Raw genomic sequence first — 15,857 nt, forward strand, 5'->3', positions numbered from 1 at the left:
TATGTACCAGTTTGTACTGGGAAAAATTTCCACTCTTAACGCTGATCCCTATGCATCAGCGCTGGCAGACAGGGCGCCCGAAGGTGCCCGACGCGCCCGCTGGTTAGCGGGCCGGACGCTGCTCACCCGCGCGTTATCGCCCGCCCCGTTGCCGAAAATCGTCTTTGGCGAACAGGGAAAACCGGCGTTTGTGGGCGATCGTCCCCTGTGGTTTAACCTGAGCCACAGCGGCGATGATATTGCCCTGCTGCTGAGCGATGAAGGCGAAGTGGGGTGCGATATCGAAGTGATTCGCCCGCGTGATAACTGGCAGGCGCTGGCCAACGCCGTGTTCAGCGTGGCCGAACATCATGAGCTGGAGCGCGAAACGCCCGAGGAAAAACTGCAGGCATTCTGGCGCATCTGGACGCGCAAAGAAGCGATCGTTAAACAACGCGGCGGCAGCGCCTGGCAAATCGTCAGCATCGACAGCGCGGCAAAGCAGCCGCACTCCGTGAGCCAGCTTCAGTTTGGGTCCCTGAGTCTGGCGGTCTGTACGCCAACGCCTTTTACGCTGACACCTGAATCTATTTCGCCTTTTGCACCACTGGCCGAAAAATGACCAATACCCCTGCGATAATCAGCCCAACACCCGCCAGCCCGGTCCAGGAGAACGTGTCATTCCAGCCGGGTAGCACGATAGCGGCAATCCACACCAGAATGTAGCTCAGACTGAGCAGCGCATAGGCCTTGCTCAGCGCCATGCGGTGCAGCGCCAGATACCAACAGCCCATCGACGCGACATAACCGCTTAAGCCTAGCAGCAACATGCCGCTGCCGGGGGCAAAGTGCTGAAATGCCGCAAGCAATGCGATCGGCTCAGCGACCGGCGGCAAAGCCATCATCGCCGAGCGCAACAGGAGTTGCGCCCCGCTCACCAGCACGACGCTGCACAGCGCCCAGAATGCCCCCTTCACAGGCTACCTCCCAGCAGCACAATGCCGGCCATGATCAGCCCCACGCCCAGCCAGTGATGGAACGCGATCTTCTCGCGCCAGAACGCTTTCGCTGCCAGCGTCACCCAGACAAAATTCAGGCTCAGCATTGGGTAGGCAATCCCTACCGGCAAACGCTGGAGCACCATCAGCCACAGCACCATGCCGACGCCCAGTGCCAGCAGCGCCAGGCCGAGCCAGAAGACGATATGCCTCCCTCGCCCGCCGTCTTTTGCCGGGCGCGTGGCCTGTTTCTGGCAGAGTTGGCCCGCGCAGCTCAGCAGGCTTGCCAGTCCCAGCCAGATCCAGACCGTCATTGCGGGAGATACTGCAGGTAAGCCAGACGTCCCTGAATATAGAGACTGTCCGGTTTCGGCAGATCGGCGCGCGCGAGGTCATCGTTTTTCGACAGCAGAATCACCAGCGAAATTTTCCCCTGCGCGCGATGTTCCGCCAGCCAGCGACGGAAATCATCTTTGCCCACGTAGCGACCTTGCACGTCAGGATAATCCAGGCCGTATTTCAGCTCGCCACTCTGACCAAACATGATGATATCGCTGCGTTTCAGGTCCCACGCCAGCCCGGAGGCAATGCCGACGTTGTTCGCCAGCACAAAGCGACTCTCCGTTAACGGTTGTCGCACGGTCTCCACCAGCGACTGCGGCTGCTTGGAATCCACCACCCGATTCGGCACCACAAACCCGAGCAACAGTCCCAGCCCCAGCGGACAGAGCGCCGCCAGCCACCAGCGCTGCTGCGCCCGGCGTAATGTCCACAAACCGACCAGCGCCCAGACCAGAAACGCCACCACCGCGCAGAAGACCTTGTACAGTTCGACGGAAGTCCAGACCGGATGTCTGGTCGGTCCCCACGGCGAAACGATCAGCGCCGCGACGACGCCCAGCACGCCAAACGCCAGATTGATGATCGCGTTGACGCGCAGGACCTTGACCCCGTTTCCGACAAGCGACCAGGCATAGCGCGCCATCAGCATCGCCAGTGGCGCGAAGCACGGCAGAATGTAGGTCGGCAGTTTGCCTTTCGCGATACTGAAAAACAGCAGCGGCATCACCACCCAGCCTAACAAGTAGAACCCACCGCGCGCCTCTTTCACATCACGCCAGCCGAGGCGTAATGCGCCGGGCAACAGCGCCAGCCACGGTAAACTGCCGGCCATCAGGAACGGCAGGTAGTACCAGAACGGCGCTTTATGTTGGGCGTCGCTGCTGGCGAAACGCTGGACATGCTCGACCCAGAAGAAGTAGCGCCAGAAATCCGGCTCGCGATGGGCAATCGCCAGCGCCCACGGCAGGACGATCGCTACGCAGCTCAGGACCGCCAGCCAACCGTACAACAGCACCTCTTTCCAGCGTTTCTGCACGATGACCCACGGCAGCACGGCGACAACCGGCACCGCCAGCGCCAGAAAACCTTTGGTCATCACCCCCATGCCGCAGGCCAGCCCCAGCAGCAGGTAACCGCCGATTTTTCCTGCGCGGGTATTCGCCTGCGCCGCCATCCAGAAGCTGCACATCGCGGCGACCAGCCAAAGGGTGATCATCGGGTCCAGCACCGCGTACGAGCCTACGCCGTAGACCAGCAGCAGAGTCAGGAAAATCACGCCCGAGGTCAGCGCCACGCGTTTATCACGCCAGATCCGCCAGGCCAGCCAGATAACCAGAAGCGCGGTCAGCCCCGTAGAGAAGATCGCCCCGGCGCGCACGGCAAAGTTCGAGTCGCCAAACAGCATCTGACCGAGACTGTTGATCCAGTACCCGGCAATCGGTTTTTCAAAATAACGCAGCCCAAGGAAATGCGGCACCACCCAGTTTCCAGTGGCCAGCATTTCACGGCTGATCTCTGCATAGCGCGTCTCATCCGGCTGCCAGAGCAGACGAATATCGACGGGCAGCAGATAGTAAAGCGCAAACAGAACGAAAAAAGCGACACTAAAACGCGCAGATTTCATGGCGCTGGGCTCACGGTTTGTTGATAACCAAGCCAGCCTTCGCGGCCAGCCAATTCATCACGGACGATTTTCCCGACGGGCAAGGTGCTGAGATCGTCGGGTAACATCTCGCTTAACGGGCAAAACTGAATGCCTTCCTGGGCGGCCAGTTGCAGCAGCGCGGCGAAATCCTGCTGATACGCAATCCCTTCCACTTCGGCGTGAATGGTATAGACCGGCGTGCCGGTATCGCGATGGATGCAGTCGAGGATAAAACGGTTAAAATTCTCCGCCGTGACTTCCCGCCCGACCACTTCATCCCAGGTCGGAAGCGTCACCGGGATTTGCACGGTGCCGAGCCGGGTCTCGCCGAGCTGCGGTAAAAACGGCCCACTGCCCCGGCAGTCGCTGTTATAGCGAAATGAAAACGGCTCTTTGGCTCGCACCACACGCTGATCTGCGCGCCAGCCCGCCACCGCAGAGCAGTGAACCGGCTGGCCGAGGATCGCTTCCAGCTCCATCAGACCACGCTCCACTTCGCGGGTCAGACGGGGAATTTTCCACACGCCACTCCAGGCCTGCCAGGCGTGATGATCCCAGGCGTGTAACCCCACCTCATGGCTCAGGGCAGCGGCGCGGATCACCTCTTCGTTCCCCGCACCAATGCGCTTGCCAGGCCAGGCGGTGCCCGCCAGCAGGATATCCCAGCCGTAGAGGGAAGCCGCGCGTGAACGCAGCATTTTCATCAGAAAGGTCGGTTTAAACAGGCGCCACAGATGACGCCCCATGTTGTCAGGCCCGACGCTGAAGAAAAAGCTGGCGCGCACCTGGTGCTCGCTCAGCAGTTCCAGCAGTCGTGGCACACCGTCGCGGGTGCCACGAAAGGTATCGACATCAATGCGTAAACCGACTTTTTTCATGATGCCTGTTCCGACAGCTCCACGGTGCGCAGGAAGAAATCGAGGGTTTCGTCGATGGTCTGGACCATATCCACCGTCGGCGTCCAGTTCAGGCAGCGCTTCGCATTGCGGATGCTCGGCTTGCGGTGCTCAACGTCCTGATACCCTTTGCCATAATAGCTGCTGCTTTCCACTTCGCTGAAACCGGCGAAGGGCGGGAAGCGGTCGCGCAGCGGGTGGCGTTCGAAGCTTGCAAGCAGCATTTCGGCCAGTTCGCGGATGCTCGCTTCGTTCTCCGGGTTGCCAATATTGATAATTTCCCCATCGCAGAGTCCGTCTTTGTTCTCGATGATGCGGAACAGCGCTTCGATGCCATCGCTGATATCGGTGAAGCAACGTTTCTGTTTGCCACCTTCGATCAGCTTAATCGGCGAACCTTCCACCAGATTGAGGATCAGTTGGGTGATGGCGCGCGAGCTGCCAATGCGCGCCGCGTTCAGGTTATCGAGGCGCGGCCCCATCCAGTTAAACGGACGGAACAGGGTGAAGCGCAGATTCTCTTTTTCGCCATAGGCCCAGATCACACGGTCCAGCAGCTGTTTTGAGACGGAGTAAATCCAGCGCTGTTTGTTGATCGGCCCCACCACCAGGTTCGAGGTATCTTCGTCGAACACGCTATCGGTGCACATGCCGTACACTTCCGAGGTGGACGGGAAGATGATGCGCTTGTTGTACTTCACGCAGTCGCGGATGATTTTCAGGTTCTCTTCAAAATCGAGTTCAAAGACACGCAGCGGATTACGGGTATATTCGATTGGTGTGGCGATGGCCACCAGCGGCAGCACCACGTCGCATTTCTTGATGTGGTATTCGATCCACTCGGAGTGAATGCTGATATCCCCTTCCACGAAATGGAAGCGCGGGCAGTCGAGGAAACGGCTGATCGCATCCGAGCCAATATCGAGACCATAGATTTCGTAGTTGTCGTCTTTCAGCAGACGTTCGGTCAGATGGTTACCGATAAAACCGTTCACGCCGAGGATCAGCACGCGGGTACGACGCTTCACGGCAACATACGGCGCGCTGGTCACCAGTGCGCCATTCACCAGCCCTAAGGACTGCGCCAGCTGCGTGCCCGGCATATATACGCCGTTTTCCGTCTGGCCGGTGACAATCTCCAGCGCCTGTTCACCGCAGGCGATAATCAGCGGGGAAGCCGAAATGACCGTCCCCGGCCTGGCTGCCGGAATGTCCGCGCGCACGCGGGATTTCCAGACGATAAATTTACTCGCCCCCACATAAGCCACGGCACCCGGCCACGGGTCAGTCACCGCGCGCACCAGATTGTGCAGCTGTGCTGCCGGTCTGGTCCAGTCGAGACGCCCGTCTTCCGGGGTACGACGGCCATAACAGGTGGCTTCACTGTGATTCTGTTCGGTCTCTTTGAGAAGGCCCTGACGCAGCGCAGGCAGTGCATCATTCAACAGCGTCTGTGCCGCCCTACAGAGTTTATGATGCAGGGTCAGCGCCGTGTCATCCGCTTCAATGCTCACGCGCTGCTGGGCGGCAATCGCCCCGGCATCCGCGCGCTTCACCATGCGGTGCAGCGTCACGCCCGTTTCCGTTTCGCCGTTCACCAGCACCCAGTTCAGCGGCGCACGACCGCGATATTTTGGCAGCAGGGAACCGTGCAGATTGTATGCCCCGACGGTCGCGGCGCTGAGGATCTCATCGCACAGCAGGTTGCGGTAGTAGAAAGAGAAAATCACATCAGGCGCGAGCTTCTGAATACGGTCCACCCACAGCGGATGGTTTACGTCATCGGGAGCATACACCGGGATTTCGCGTTCGGCGGCGATACGTGCCACAGAGCTAAAGAAGTGGTTCTCGCCTGCGGTATCCGGGTGAGTGAAAATCGCGGCGATGTCATAACCCGCTTCCAGAAGGGCTAATGTCCCCGTACATCCCATATCGTGATAGGCAAAAACAACGGCTTTCATGGGTGATTTCCTTCCTGAGAGGAGGTGTGTTCCTGACGAACAACACGTTGAATAAAGTAGCGCGGACGTGCGCGGACATCGTTATAGATTCGGCCGATGTACTCACCGAGTAACCCCATGCCGACAAACTGCGCGCCGATAAACATGAACAGTACAGCGAAGAGCATAAAGACCCCTTCCGCGGCCCACTGCGGCCCATAGGCCAGACGCAGCACAACCAGCAGAACGGAGAGCGCAAAGCCCATCAGCGCAATGATGCTGCCGAAGACGCTGAGCAGACGCAGCGGCGTGGTGGTCAGGCAGGTGATCAGGTCGTACATCAGATTGATCAGGCGCATAAAGCTGTATTTGGATTCCCCGTGCTCGCGCTCGGCGTGCAGCACCGGGATCTCCGTGGCTTTGCGCGCAAAGGTATTGGCGAGAATCGGAATGAACGTGCTGCGCTCGTGGCAGTGCAGCATTGCATCGACAATGTGGCGACGGTAGGCGCGAAGCATGCAGCCGTAATCACCCATCGCCTTGCCCGTAGTGCGCTGGATCAGGCGGTTAATGGTGCGTGAGGCCAGCTTGCGGAATACGCTGTCCTGGCGATTCTGGCGCACAGTCCCGACCACGTCATAACCTTCGTCAGCGGTCGCCACCAGACGCGGGATCTCCTCCGGTGGGTTCTGCAGATCGGCGTCGAGGGTGATGATCAGATCGCCCGTCACATGGCTGAAACCGGCCATGATCGCCGAATGTTGCCCGTAGTTGCGGTTCAGTAGCACCGCGACGATAGGGCTGCCGTCAGCCTGCGCGGCGTCGGTGAGCATCATTGCGGAGTCGTCGCTGCTGCCGTCATCGACCAGCAGGATTTCATACTCCTTGCCCAAGGTATCGCAGGCGGCTGTAGTGCGGCGGATCAGCTCCGGCAGACTCTCCTGCTCGTTATAAACCGGGATCACCACCGAGACTTTTTTTACAGGCGGTGTGCTAAACATGTCCATGTCCTGCAAGCTGATGGAGCGCGGCAATGACGCGGGTTGTGTCGTCATGAGTCATATCCGGGAAAAGAGGGAGTGAACAGATACGCGCGCTGTTCCATTCAGTGTTCGGTAAGGACACATCCGGGAAGCGCTCGCGGTAGTATTTTTGCGTGTGGGCGGCGCGAAAATGGAGACCAGTGCCGATGCCCTGAGCTTTCAGGGTTTCCATCAGCGCGTCGCGGGTAATGCCACATTGGGCTTCGTCCACGCGAATGATGAACAGATGCCAGGCGTGCAGGTGTGGCCAGGCGGGTACGCTCAGGGGCATGAACGGCGTGTCGGCAAGTTCCAGCAAATAGCGGCTGGCGATCTCCGTGCGACGGTGGTTGGCATTGCCCAGTTTACCGAGCTGCGCCAGGGCCAGCGCGGCGTTGATATCCGCGAGGTTGTATTTAAACCCCGGAGAGATCACTTCCGCCTGCGGCGCGCGGCCAAGCGTCTGACGGTCGAACGCATCGACGCCAAGACCGTGAAATTTGAGGCTGCGAATGCGCTGCGCCAGCTGTTCGTCATCCGTCACCACTAACCCGCCTTCTGCGCAGGTCATATTTTTGATGGCGTGGAAGGAGAAGATCGCCGTCCCCTGCCAGCCGACGTGATGGCCTTTGTAGTAAGTTCCGGCGGCGTGGGCGGCATCTTCGATAACTGGAATCCCGTAGCGTTCGCCAAGAGTATGGATAGCGTCGATGTCCGCCGGGGCGCCGGCATAATGCACCGGGATAATGGCTTTGGTGCGCGGCGTAATGGCCGCTTCGATCGCATCAGGCGTGACCATCAGGTTATCGCGATCGACGTCGATCATCACGGGCGTGGCGCCCAACAGCACGATCATATTCAGCGTCGACACCCAGGTCATGGACGGGGTGATCACTTCATCGCCGGGACCAATACCCAGCGCCATCAGCGTGACGTGCATTCCGCCCGTGGCTGAGCTAACGGCAATCGCGTGACGGTTTCCTGTCAGGGTGCAAAATACCTCTTCCAGCGCCTGGTTTTTTGGCCCTGTGGTGATCCAGCCCGACGCCAGAACATCCTGCAGGGCTGCTATTTCTTCCGCACCCATCGACGGGCGTGAAAAAGGCAGAAAATCACTCATTATTAATTTCCTTGCGGTATTAAAGGCATCATCAACTGACTGTCTTTACAGGCAACTCACCGAAATAGTGCGGGATGTTTTTTAAATAAAGTCGAAATAAAATCCAGTCGGACCTTCATTAATGTCAACAAAGCCTCAACTAACCCCAAAGTAACGTTCTTTTATTAGGAAAAAATTAAGAGAGGAATAATAAAAAATGGATTGCAAGCGCAGAGATCACATAAAATAACTTCAATAACATAAGGTTACACAGAATGTCATTGAGAATTAATTATGTGACCCTGCTCACGCCATGTTAAAGATATATTTCAGTACGCAACGAAGAGAAATAGTAAATGAATGCTTAACCAAAGCGAAAAAGGGCATTTTCTTTAATTAAAAGGATAAATTCTGGGGAACTTTTCTTTGCAGCGCATTGTCGCTTCTATTTAATATTAATGGCTAAAACTGCGCGTGTTTGAAATCCCCCTCCTCTCTGAACTGCTACGCTTTATGGTCTGAACTTTTATCATCATAAGGAACAGACCATGAAAATCGATCTGACGGGGAAAGTCGCGCTGGTCACCGCTTCAACGGGCGGGATTGGGCTTGCCATCGCTCGCGGACTGGCGGAAAGCGGTGCCGAAGTGATCATTAACGGGCGCAGCGCGGAATCGGTCAATAACGGTATTCAGCAGCTTCAGCAGGCGGTGCCTGGCGTACAGGTGCGGGCGACAATCGCCGATCTCAGCACATCTGAAGGCGTGGAATCGGTGCTGAAGGTGGCGTCGAACGTCGATATCCTGGTGAACAACGCCGGGGTTTACGGGCCGGAAGATTTTTACGCCACCGACGATGACACCTGGAATCGCTACTGGCAGACCAACGTGATGTCCGGCGTGCGTCTGTCGCGCGCCCTGCTGCCGGGCATGGTGCAAAAAGGCTGGGGTCGGGTGGTGTTTATCTCGTCCGAATCGGCCTGCAACATTCCTGCGGATATGATCCACTACGGCGTGACGAAGACCGCGCAGCTGTCGCTGGCGCGCGGCCTGGCGAAATTCGTGGCGGGTAGCGGCGTGACGGTGAACAGCGTCCTGCCGGGGCCGACGATGTCGGATGGGTTTGCGGCGATGATGAAAGATGAAATGGAGAAAACCGGCAAACCGCTTGAGCAGCTGGCGAAAGAGTTTGTCATGGCCAATCGCCCGACGTCGGTGATTCAGCGCGCATCGACTGTGGAAGAGGTCGCCAATATGGTGGTTTATGTCTGTTCCACTCAGGCGTCCGCCACCTCCGGCGCTGCACTGCGCGTGGATGGCGGCGTCGTGGACGATATTATTTAAGCATCACTGCCCGTCACCCGGCGGGCGGTAATAAAGTGCGTCTGCCAGTAGCGGTTCGCCAGCGTTGAAACCGTCACCCCCGCACTGGTTGAGGCATGGATAAATTGCTGATCGCCGATATATACACCGACGTGACGGCGGTGCGGACCCGTCTGGAAGAAAATCAGATCCCCGGCTTTAAGGCGATATTCCGCCACCTGCACGCCACGGTTGATCTGTTCGCCTGTGGTACGCGGCAGCGAGAGGTCAGCGGCATCGCTAAACAGATGTTGCATCAGCGCCGAGCAGTCAACGCCGTGATGCGTAGACCCACCCCAGAGGTAGCGCGTCCCTTTCCATTTTTGGTATTGCGTCAACATACGGCCACGCAGCGGGTCAGTATCCTGATGCTCAAGCGACGTTTTTGCCGGTGAAAACGACAGCTCATGTTGTTGCGATAACATCGAGGCAGGCAGTTCAAAACTCATTGCGGAAAACGAAGCAACACTTAACAAGAGGGTTGAAATTAGCAGTCTAAACATCATAAAGGTTCTAAGAAGTGAGTGAATTCTTCCTTACGCGTGAGGGGGCAATATTCCCTCGAATCAGCTTTCGAGGTGGCGATAATATAGGCAGCTCACTTTTCATCCAATCACAGCGAGGTCCAAAAACGGACTTTGCCGCCGGGTCGCAACTTTGTGAAAAAAAAGTACGTGATTGCGGGACTGTGAAGGTAAAGCAGGTAAACTAATGTGCAGAATGTGTATTTCAGCAAAGACCTATTTATGACCAATATGATTGCCGATGAGGCAGTGGCAAAATCCAGCGTGCTTTCCGTTTTCGACTTTGACGGAACGCTGACGCATCACGACAGCTTTATCCCCTTTCTGCGCTTTGCCTTTGGTAAACGCTACTTTGCCGGGCGTCTGGTGCGTATGGCGCTGCCCACCATCAACTGCGTACGCCGCAAACTGACGCGCGACGAGCTGAAAGAGGTGCTGGTGAGGACGTTCCTGACGGGCGTGGACGAGCACTGGCTGCGCCAGCAGGCCGAGCTGTTTTGCGAGAAATACTGGAGCAAGCTGATGCGCCCGGCAGGCGTGATGGCCGTGGCGGCGGAGGTCAATTCCGGCGCGGAAGTGACGATCTGTTCAGCCTCTCCGGCGCTGGTATTGCAGCCGTGGGCCGATAAGCTCGGCATTAAACTGATTGGCACGCAGCTGGAAGTGGTGGACGGGAAACTGACCGGCCGCATCACCGGCCATAACTGTCGCTGCGCGCAGAAAGTGGCGCGGCTGGAGCGGGTTTACGGCAATCTGAACGATTACCACCTGCGCGCCTGGGGCGATACGCGTGGCGATCATGAACTGCTGGCCGCAGCGCAGGACCCGCACTGGCGGCATTTCCATCCGCCAAGAGCGCGACGTCATTCGCCTATTAAATAAATGCAAAACGGCAACCCAGGGTTGCCGTTTTTGTTTTTGTCCCCTCTCACTGTGGAGAGAGCCGGGATGAGGGCGTCAGGCCGCTCGTTTCCCGGGGAACACCACGCTCGCGATAATCCCTAATGCCAGCACGCCCAACACCACAAACAGGCTCATGTTCGCGGTGATGTTATAGCCGTGATGCCAGAAGTGGTCGGTCGCATTTAGTCCCAGCTTGAACGCCACGAAGAATAGCAGCAGCACCACCGATTTCTCCAGATGGACCAGATACTGCTTCATCGCTTCCAGCACGAAATAGAGCGTACGCAGGCCGAGGATCGCAAACATCATGGCGCTGTAAATAATCAGCGGTTCACGGCTGACGGCGATAATCGCGGGCACGGAGTCGAAGGCAAACATCACGTCCGACAGCTCCACCACTGCCACACACAGCAGCAGCGGCGTGGCGTAGCGCTTCGCTTTCTTCACGCGGCCTACCATCACATCCTGGTTTTCCGGTTTTTCCAGCTCGGCGTCCACCTCTTTCTGGGTCAGCAGAAACGCGTTGCTGCTGATCTTCGGCCAGACCGGATAAAAGCGTTTCACCAGCCGATAGGCCAGATGGTGAGAATAGTCCTCGACCTCGTCGCTCTCTTCGTTACGACGGAGCATCATCAGCGCGGTCCAGCCTACCACCAGCGCAAAAATCACTTCGACGTACGGCCCAAGGCTCAACAGGCTGGTGCCGATCGCCACGAAAATCCCACGGAAGACAATCGCCCCGAGCACGCCCCAGTAGAGCACGCGGTGACGGTATTTATCCGGTACGCCAAACCAGGCGAAAATCGCCATCATCACGAACAGGTTATCGACGGACAGCACCTCTTCCAGCGCATAACCCGTGAGGAACAGGCTAGCCATTTCGGCGCCGTGGTGAACGTACAGGAATCCGGCAAACGCCATGGCTAACATGAGCCAGAAAATGGACCACATCACGGCGCTTTTCAGCGAGACCGGTTTGTCGTGACGATGCATGAAGAGATCGATAAACATCGCCCCCACCGCCATCACCACGAATACAACAACGGTTTCCGTCGGGAAACCGAGATGAGCAGATGTCATTACACAACCCTTTTTAAGAACAAAACACACACCATGCAGAATTCAAAAAACAGACAAAATGAAAAGTGGGCCGTTGCCAGCCCTGAAGAAGTTTATCACCGTCAGGCTGCGACGGGATAAATGAGAGTTACGTCTCTTCCACTGGCGTGATTTTATGCGGCTGCTCCAGCACCATCGTTTGAGTCTGGCTCAGGCTAATGCCCGCCGCACGCAGCATTTTGAGGATCTCATACAGCAAATCGCTGCGCGTGGAGCTGACCATGCGCGGGCTGTTTACATACCCGGTCACGCTGAGCACAATCCCGTTCGGCCCCAGCTCCTTGAAACTGACCGACGGCGCGGGCGCTTCCAGAATCGACTCATGCAGGGTATAGGCCTCCAGCAGCAAATTGCGCACCTGCTCCGGATCGATATCCAGCGGGAAGGTCAGCGTGATAGTCGCGACGCCCTGCGCATTGCCCATGGTAGCGTTACGCACGTTCTGGGAAATCAGCTGCGAGTTCGGCACGATCACCGTTGATTTATCGCCGAGCTGAATCTCTGTCGCACGAACGTTGATGCGACGAATATCCCCTTCGACGCCGCTGATACTCACCAGATCCCCCACTTTTACCGGACGTTCTGTCAGCAGAATCAGACCGGAGATAAAGTTCTTCACAATCTCCTGCAGGCCAAAACCGATACCGACCGACAGGGCGCTGACGATCCACGCCAGACGGTTCCACTCAATGCCGAGCATCGACAGGGTGAGCATAATGAGGAGCACATAGCCGACGTTGGTAAAGAGCGTCACCAGCGAGGCGCGAAGCCCTCTGTCCATCGTGGTTTTCGGCAGGAAATCGTGATCCAGCCAGCGGCGTGAGGAGCGCAGGATATACCACCCGACCACCAGGCACACCACGGCATTCACCGCGTGCGCCGGGATAATATTCATGCTCTCGAGGCCCTTACCGCCCCAGATATCCGCGATTTTGCTCACTAATTCGAGCGGCGTGGTGGTGCCAAAGGTGCCATTCAGCAGCGCCACCACGGCCATCAGCAGCAGCGTGGTTTTACCCAGCGCAGAGAAGAGCGTGGAGGCCAGCGACAGATGGCGCTCATTGAGGCTGAGGGTACTTTGTAAAATCTTGCCGCTGTGGGTCGTGGGCGAGAACACCGCCTCGCACAAATCCACCACGAAATGAATCAGCAGGTACAGGCAGCTGACCACCAGGCCAATCCACAGCAGTTCGAAGGTAACAAATCGCGCCAGCGGGATGTAGCCGATCAGCAGAGCAATCAGAATGACAAACGCCGTCAGGCTGATCACCAGGTGTATCAGCCCCGCCATCGTCGAGCGCGCCTCGGTTTGCTCACCTTCGGCACGCATTTTACGGCGCATACGGTTAACGCGGATGGGGGCGATCAGGCAGTTGAGCGCCACCAGCAGCGCTGACAAGCCGTTGCCAAACAGCGTTGCATCAATGCTCGACCCGACCAGCCCGTTGAGCTGCTCGATAATGCCGAAGATAAAGATAAACGCCGCCAGCAGGATCGGGAACGAGGCGAGCGTTTTCGCCAGCGAGTCAGCGATGCCCGGCAGACGCCACGACGGATGGCTGTTCGACAGCAGCGCGATACCCAGCCCGGCAATCACCGCCGAGAAATAGGTCAGCTCAACTAACTGATCGGCAAAATCCAGCACCAGGCGAGACGTGTCTGGCAAACGTGTGAAGATATAGCACAGCAGCTGCATGCTGATGCCGAGCGTCACCGTGGTGCTCAGCGTCGTGAAACAGGCCAGGAAGCTGCGGCGAAAACGTCCCTGCGGCAGCCAGCGCGGCAAGATCCAGTTCATCGGTTTGTCCAGCGCTTTGCGCCCGAACAGGCCGATGACCAACGCTAACAGCAGATAGAAGCCAGAACCGATATACCAGTCTTCGCTCCAGGCCTGATCCCAGGCATCGCCGATCTGCGAGCCGAATTCGTCAAACCGCTGCGTGTCTTTTTCGTTAGGGGAAATCAGAGGCGACCAGAATTTCTCCCCCAAAATGCTGCCGGTATTCAGGGCAATCTGCGTTTTCAGCGCATCACGGCGCAGCCCGTAGATTTGGCTGGAGAGATTCTGGGCGTTAACGGCGATGGCTTTGATCTGTTCAATCTGGGTCGTTAGCAGCGTTTTACTGTTATTAAGCTGCTTACGCTGGCCAACCACCTGCGCCGTTTCGGTAACGGTGCCCGGAGCGGGCGCCGGGCCGAGTACGTCGAGCTGCGCCTGAATCTGCGTCAGCTGCGGCGCAAGGATAACCGCCAGTTTGTTCGCGTCTTCGGCAAGCTTAAGGGCATCGTCATTCAGGGCGGTGAATTTTTTGTCGGTTTTAACCGCAGAGACCTGCTGCTTGAGGGTATCCAGGCGCTTTTGCAGCGCAGGCAGCGCCGTACTGACGTTGACCTTTACAGGCTGCTCCGCCTCGGTTTGCGTTGGCGCGTCGTCTGCATGAGAGAACAAGGGCGTCAGTATCAGACACGACAACAATGCCAGTAGCAGCGGCATTCTTAACATTTTTTGCATAGTGTGGTGTGATCCGCGAAATCGAAAAATGAACGACCAACAACAGATCCCTAAGGATACCTGCTAATTGCAGGAAGAGTAGCGGGAAAGTCCGTATTCTCACGATATCAGCCCGAATGGCTTCGGGCTTTTTCAGTGCCGCTTATTCCGCCAGTGCCTGCGCACAGGCCCAGGCGCTCGCCCAGGCCCACTGGAAGTTATATCCGCCCAGCCAGCCTGTCACATCCATCACTTCACCAATAAAATAGAGCCCAGGGACGTTACGGGCCTCCATTGTACGGGACGAGAGTTCATCCGTGTCCACGCCGCCAAGCGTCACTTCCGCCGTGCGATAGCCTTCGGTGCCGTTTGGCTGAACGCGCCAGTGGGTCAGCGTCTCGACCAGCGCCTGCTGATCGCGCACGTTGAGCTGCTTGAGGGTGACGTCCGGGATCTGCCCCAGCAGTTGCAGGCACTCAATCAGACGCTTCGGCAACTGCATCGCCAGCGTGTTTTTCAGGCTTTGATTCGGATGTGCGGCGCGTTGTTCATCGAGGAACGCCGCCAGATCGCAGTCCGGGACTAAATTCACCGTCACAAATTCCCCCGGCTGCCAGGAGCTGGAGATTTGCAGCACGGCCGGGCCTGACAGGCCGCGGTGCGTGAACAGCAGGTTTTCGCGGAAAAGGGTGCCGTCTTCGGCGGTAATGGTCGATGCCACCGACACGCCGGAAAGCGTCTGAAGCTGCTCCAGCAGCGGTTTGTGCAGGGTAAACGGCACCAGACCGGCGCGGGTCGGCAGAACTTTCAGGCCAAACTGTTCGGCGATTTTATAGCCGAACGGCGTTGCGCCCAGCCCCGGCATCGACAGACCACCGCTGGCGATCACCAGTTTGTCCGCGCTGACCGTGTCACCGTTCAGCTCCAGCGTGTAGCCGCTGTCGTCACGCGAGACGCTCAGCACCTCGGTACGCAGGCGTGTGGTCACACCGCCCTTCTCGCATTCGGCCACCAGCATATCGACAATCTGCTGCGCGGAGTCATCGCAGAACAGCTGACCGAGCGTTTTTTCGTGCCACGCAATGCCGTGTTTACCGACCAGATCGATAAAGTCCCATTGGGTGTAGCGCGCCAAAGCAGATTTGCAAAAATGACGGTTTTGACTCAAATATGCGGCGGGTTCGACATATAAATTAGTAAAGTTGCAGCGACCCCCGCCAGACATCAGGATCTTGCGGCCGGGTTTCTTGCCATTATCCAGCAACAGTACACGACGACCCGCCTGTCCGGCCATGGCCGCACAGAACATTCCCGCCGCACCGGCGCCAATAATTACGGCATCAAACCTTTCCACGTCGAAATCCTCTTGTTTAACAGGCTCGAATTGTAAAGTTTCCTATGTGGTCGCACCAGCGCAAAAAACCGATATGTCAGTCATTTAATTGAAATATAAAATATATTTCTTTACCAGACGCAAACAAAGCAGAAGGTATATCAAAAAAAAGCTATATTTCACTTTGCCCGTTGCGCATTTGTCC

At 57.4% G+C, this 15,857-nt stretch carries 14 protein-coding genes; 3 read left to right on the plus strand and 11 right to left on the minus strand.

Translation table 11 applies throughout. The features are described 5' to 3' along the window. The first annotated feature begins 1 nt into the window (after position 1). Positions 2-601 (plus strand): 4'-phosphopantetheinyl transferase AcpT, encoded by a 600-nt coding sequence (gene acpT, locus OVA10_RS01850; protein ID WP_268195058.1) that lies wholly within the window; start codon positions 2-4, stop codon positions 599-601. On the opposite strand, the gene arnF is transcribed toward acpT, so the two are convergent. From arnF to arnB, 7 genes are read right to left on the minus strand one after another with little or no spacing between them, the layout of a single operon-like run. Further along, positions 567-956, minus strand: a complete 390-nt coding sequence (gene arnF, locus OVA10_RS01855; protein WP_123429820.1) for a 4-amino-4-deoxy-L-arabinose-phosphoundecaprenol flippase subunit ArnF — start codon at positions 954-956, stop codon at positions 567-569. The two genes, acpT and arnF, sit on opposite strands and share 35 nt — an antisense overlap. Beyond that, positions 953-1,291, minus strand: a complete 339-nt coding sequence (arnE, locus tag OVA10_RS01860; RefSeq protein WP_107702675.1) for a 4-amino-4-deoxy-L-arabinose-phosphoundecaprenol flippase subunit ArnE — start codon at positions 1,289-1,291, stop codon at positions 953-955. Before arnE ends, arnF begins: the two co-directional genes overlap by 4 nt. Next, positions 1,288-2,943, minus strand: a complete 1,656-nt coding sequence (gene arnT, locus OVA10_RS01865; protein WP_123429821.1) for a lipid IV(A) 4-amino-4-deoxy-L-arabinosyltransferase — start codon at positions 2,941-2,943, stop codon at positions 1,288-1,290. The genes arnE and arnT overlap by 4 nt, the downstream gene beginning before the upstream one ends. Then, positions 2,940-3,842: a 4-deoxy-4-formamido-L-arabinose-phosphoundecaprenol deformylase gene (arnD, locus tag OVA10_RS01870; protein WP_123429822.1), complete on the minus strand. Its 903-nt coding sequence runs from the start codon at positions 3,840-3,842 to the stop codon at positions 2,940-2,942. Before arnD ends, arnT begins: the two co-directional genes overlap by 4 nt. Then, on the minus strand, positions 3,839-5,821 hold the full coding sequence (gene arnA, locus OVA10_RS01875) for a bifunctional UDP-4-amino-4-deoxy-L-arabinose formyltransferase/UDP-glucuronic acid oxidase ArnA (RefSeq protein WP_268195063.1): 1,983 nt from the start codon (positions 5,819-5,821) through the stop codon (positions 3,839-3,841). The genes arnD and arnA overlap by 4 nt, the downstream gene beginning before the upstream one ends. Beyond that, on the minus strand, positions 5,818-6,801 hold the full coding sequence (gene arnC, locus OVA10_RS01880; RefSeq protein ID WP_100778518.1) for an undecaprenyl-phosphate 4-deoxy-4-formamido-L-arabinose transferase: 984 nt from the start codon (positions 6,799-6,801) through the stop codon (positions 5,818-5,820). The genes arnA and arnC overlap by 4 nt, the downstream gene beginning before the upstream one ends. After that, positions 6,794-7,942, minus strand: coding sequence for a UDP-4-amino-4-deoxy-L-arabinose aminotransferase (arnB, locus tag OVA10_RS01885; protein WP_268195065.1), 1,149 nt, complete (start codon positions 7,940-7,942; stop codon positions 6,794-6,796). The genes arnC and arnB overlap by 8 nt, the downstream gene beginning before the upstream one ends. A 527-nt stretch (positions 7,943-8,469) precedes the next feature. On the opposite strand from arnB, the gene OVA10_RS01890 reads away from it, so the two are divergent. Further along, positions 8,470-9,264: an SDR family NAD(P)-dependent oxidoreductase gene (locus OVA10_RS01890; RefSeq protein ID WP_100778516.1), complete on the plus strand. Its 795-nt coding sequence runs from the start codon at positions 8,470-8,472 to the stop codon at positions 9,262-9,264. On the opposite strand, the gene OVA10_RS01895 is transcribed toward OVA10_RS01890, so the two are convergent. After that, positions 9,261-9,788, minus strand: a complete 528-nt coding sequence (locus OVA10_RS01895) for a C40 family peptidase (protein WP_102105285.1) — start codon at positions 9,786-9,788, stop codon at positions 9,261-9,263. The genes OVA10_RS01890 and OVA10_RS01895 overlap by 4 nt on opposite strands. 240 nt (positions 9,789-10,028) lie before the next feature. Between OVA10_RS01895 and OVA10_RS01900 the strand changes: the two genes are divergently transcribed. After that, positions 10,029-10,688: an HAD family hydrolase gene (locus OVA10_RS01900; RefSeq protein WP_100780795.1), complete on the plus strand. Its 660-nt coding sequence runs from the start codon at positions 10,029-10,031 to the stop codon at positions 10,686-10,688. Between the two features lie 75 nt (positions 10,689-10,763). Here OVA10_RS01900 and OVA10_RS01905 read toward each other — a convergent pair whose 3' ends face one another. The 3 genes from OVA10_RS01905 to OVA10_RS01915 form a co-directional block, all read right to left on the minus strand. Next, on the minus strand, positions 10,764-11,789 hold the full coding sequence (locus tag OVA10_RS01905) for a TerC/Alx family metal homeostasis membrane protein (protein WP_100778514.1): 1,026 nt from the start codon (positions 11,787-11,789) through the stop codon (positions 10,764-10,766). 127 nt (positions 11,790-11,916) lie between these two features. Continuing rightward, a complete protein-coding gene (locus tag OVA10_RS01910; protein ID WP_268195067.1) occupies positions 11,917-14,340 on the minus strand; it encodes a DUF3772 domain-containing protein in 2,424 nt (807 codons plus the stop codon). Between the two features lie 142 nt (positions 14,341-14,482). Further along, a complete protein-coding gene (locus OVA10_RS01915; protein ID WP_268195069.1) occupies positions 14,483-15,673 on the minus strand; it encodes an NAD(P)/FAD-dependent oxidoreductase in 1,191 nt (396 codons plus the stop codon). Between the last annotated feature and the right edge of the window lie 184 nt (positions 15,674-15,857).

It is taken from the genome of Lelliottia sp. SL45 (genome assembly GCF_026672535.1).
Taxonomy (GTDB): Bacteria; Pseudomonadota; Gammaproteobacteria; order Enterobacterales; family Enterobacteriaceae; genus Enterobacter; species Enterobacter nimipressuralis.

Excerpts from the sequence above, each read along its gene's own strand:
- OVA10_RS01910 (WP_268195067.1), bottom strand. The coding sequence starts at position 14,340 with ATGCAAAAAATGTTAAGAATGCCGCTGCTACTGGCATTGTTGTCGTGT.
- OVA10_RS01905 (WP_100778514.1), bottom strand. The coding sequence starts at position 11,789 with ATGACATCTGCTCATCTCGGTTTCCCGACGGAAACCGTTGTTGTATTC.
- OVA10_RS01895 (WP_102105285.1), bottom strand. The coding sequence starts at position 9,788 with ATGATGTTTAGACTGCTAATTTCAACCCTCTTGTTAAGTGTTGCTTCG.
- arnD (WP_123429822.1), bottom strand. The coding sequence starts at position 3,842 with ATGAAAAAAGTCGGTTTACGCATTGATGTCGATACCTTTCGTGGCACC.
- arnB (WP_268195065.1), bottom strand. The coding sequence starts at position 7,942 with ATGAGTGATTTTCTGCCTTTTTCACGCCCGTCGATGGGTGCGGAAGAA.
- arnT (WP_123429821.1), bottom strand. The coding sequence starts at position 2,943 with ATGAAATCTGCGCGTTTTAGTGTCGCTTTTTTCGTTCTGTTTGCGCTT.
- OVA10_RS01900 (WP_100780795.1), top strand. The coding sequence starts at position 10,029 with ATGACCAATATGATTGCCGATGAGGCAGTGGCAAAATCCAGCGTGCTT.
- OVA10_RS01890 (WP_100778516.1), top strand. The coding sequence starts at position 8,470 with ATGAAAATCGATCTGACGGGGAAAGTCGCGCTGGTCACCGCTTCAACG.
- arnC (WP_100778518.1), bottom strand. The coding sequence starts at position 6,801 with ATGTTTAGCACACCGCCTGTAAAAAAAGTCTCGGTGGTGATCCCGGTT.
- arnA (WP_268195063.1), bottom strand. The coding sequence starts at position 5,821 with ATGAAAGCCGTTGTTTTTGCCTATCACGATATGGGATGTACGGGGACA.
- arnE (WP_107702675.1), bottom strand. The coding sequence starts at position 1,291 with ATGACGGTCTGGATCTGGCTGGGACTGGCAAGCCTGCTGAGCTGCGCG.
- acpT (WP_268195058.1), top strand. The coding sequence starts at position 2 with ATGTACCAGTTTGTACTGGGAAAAATTTCCACTCTTAACGCTGATCCC.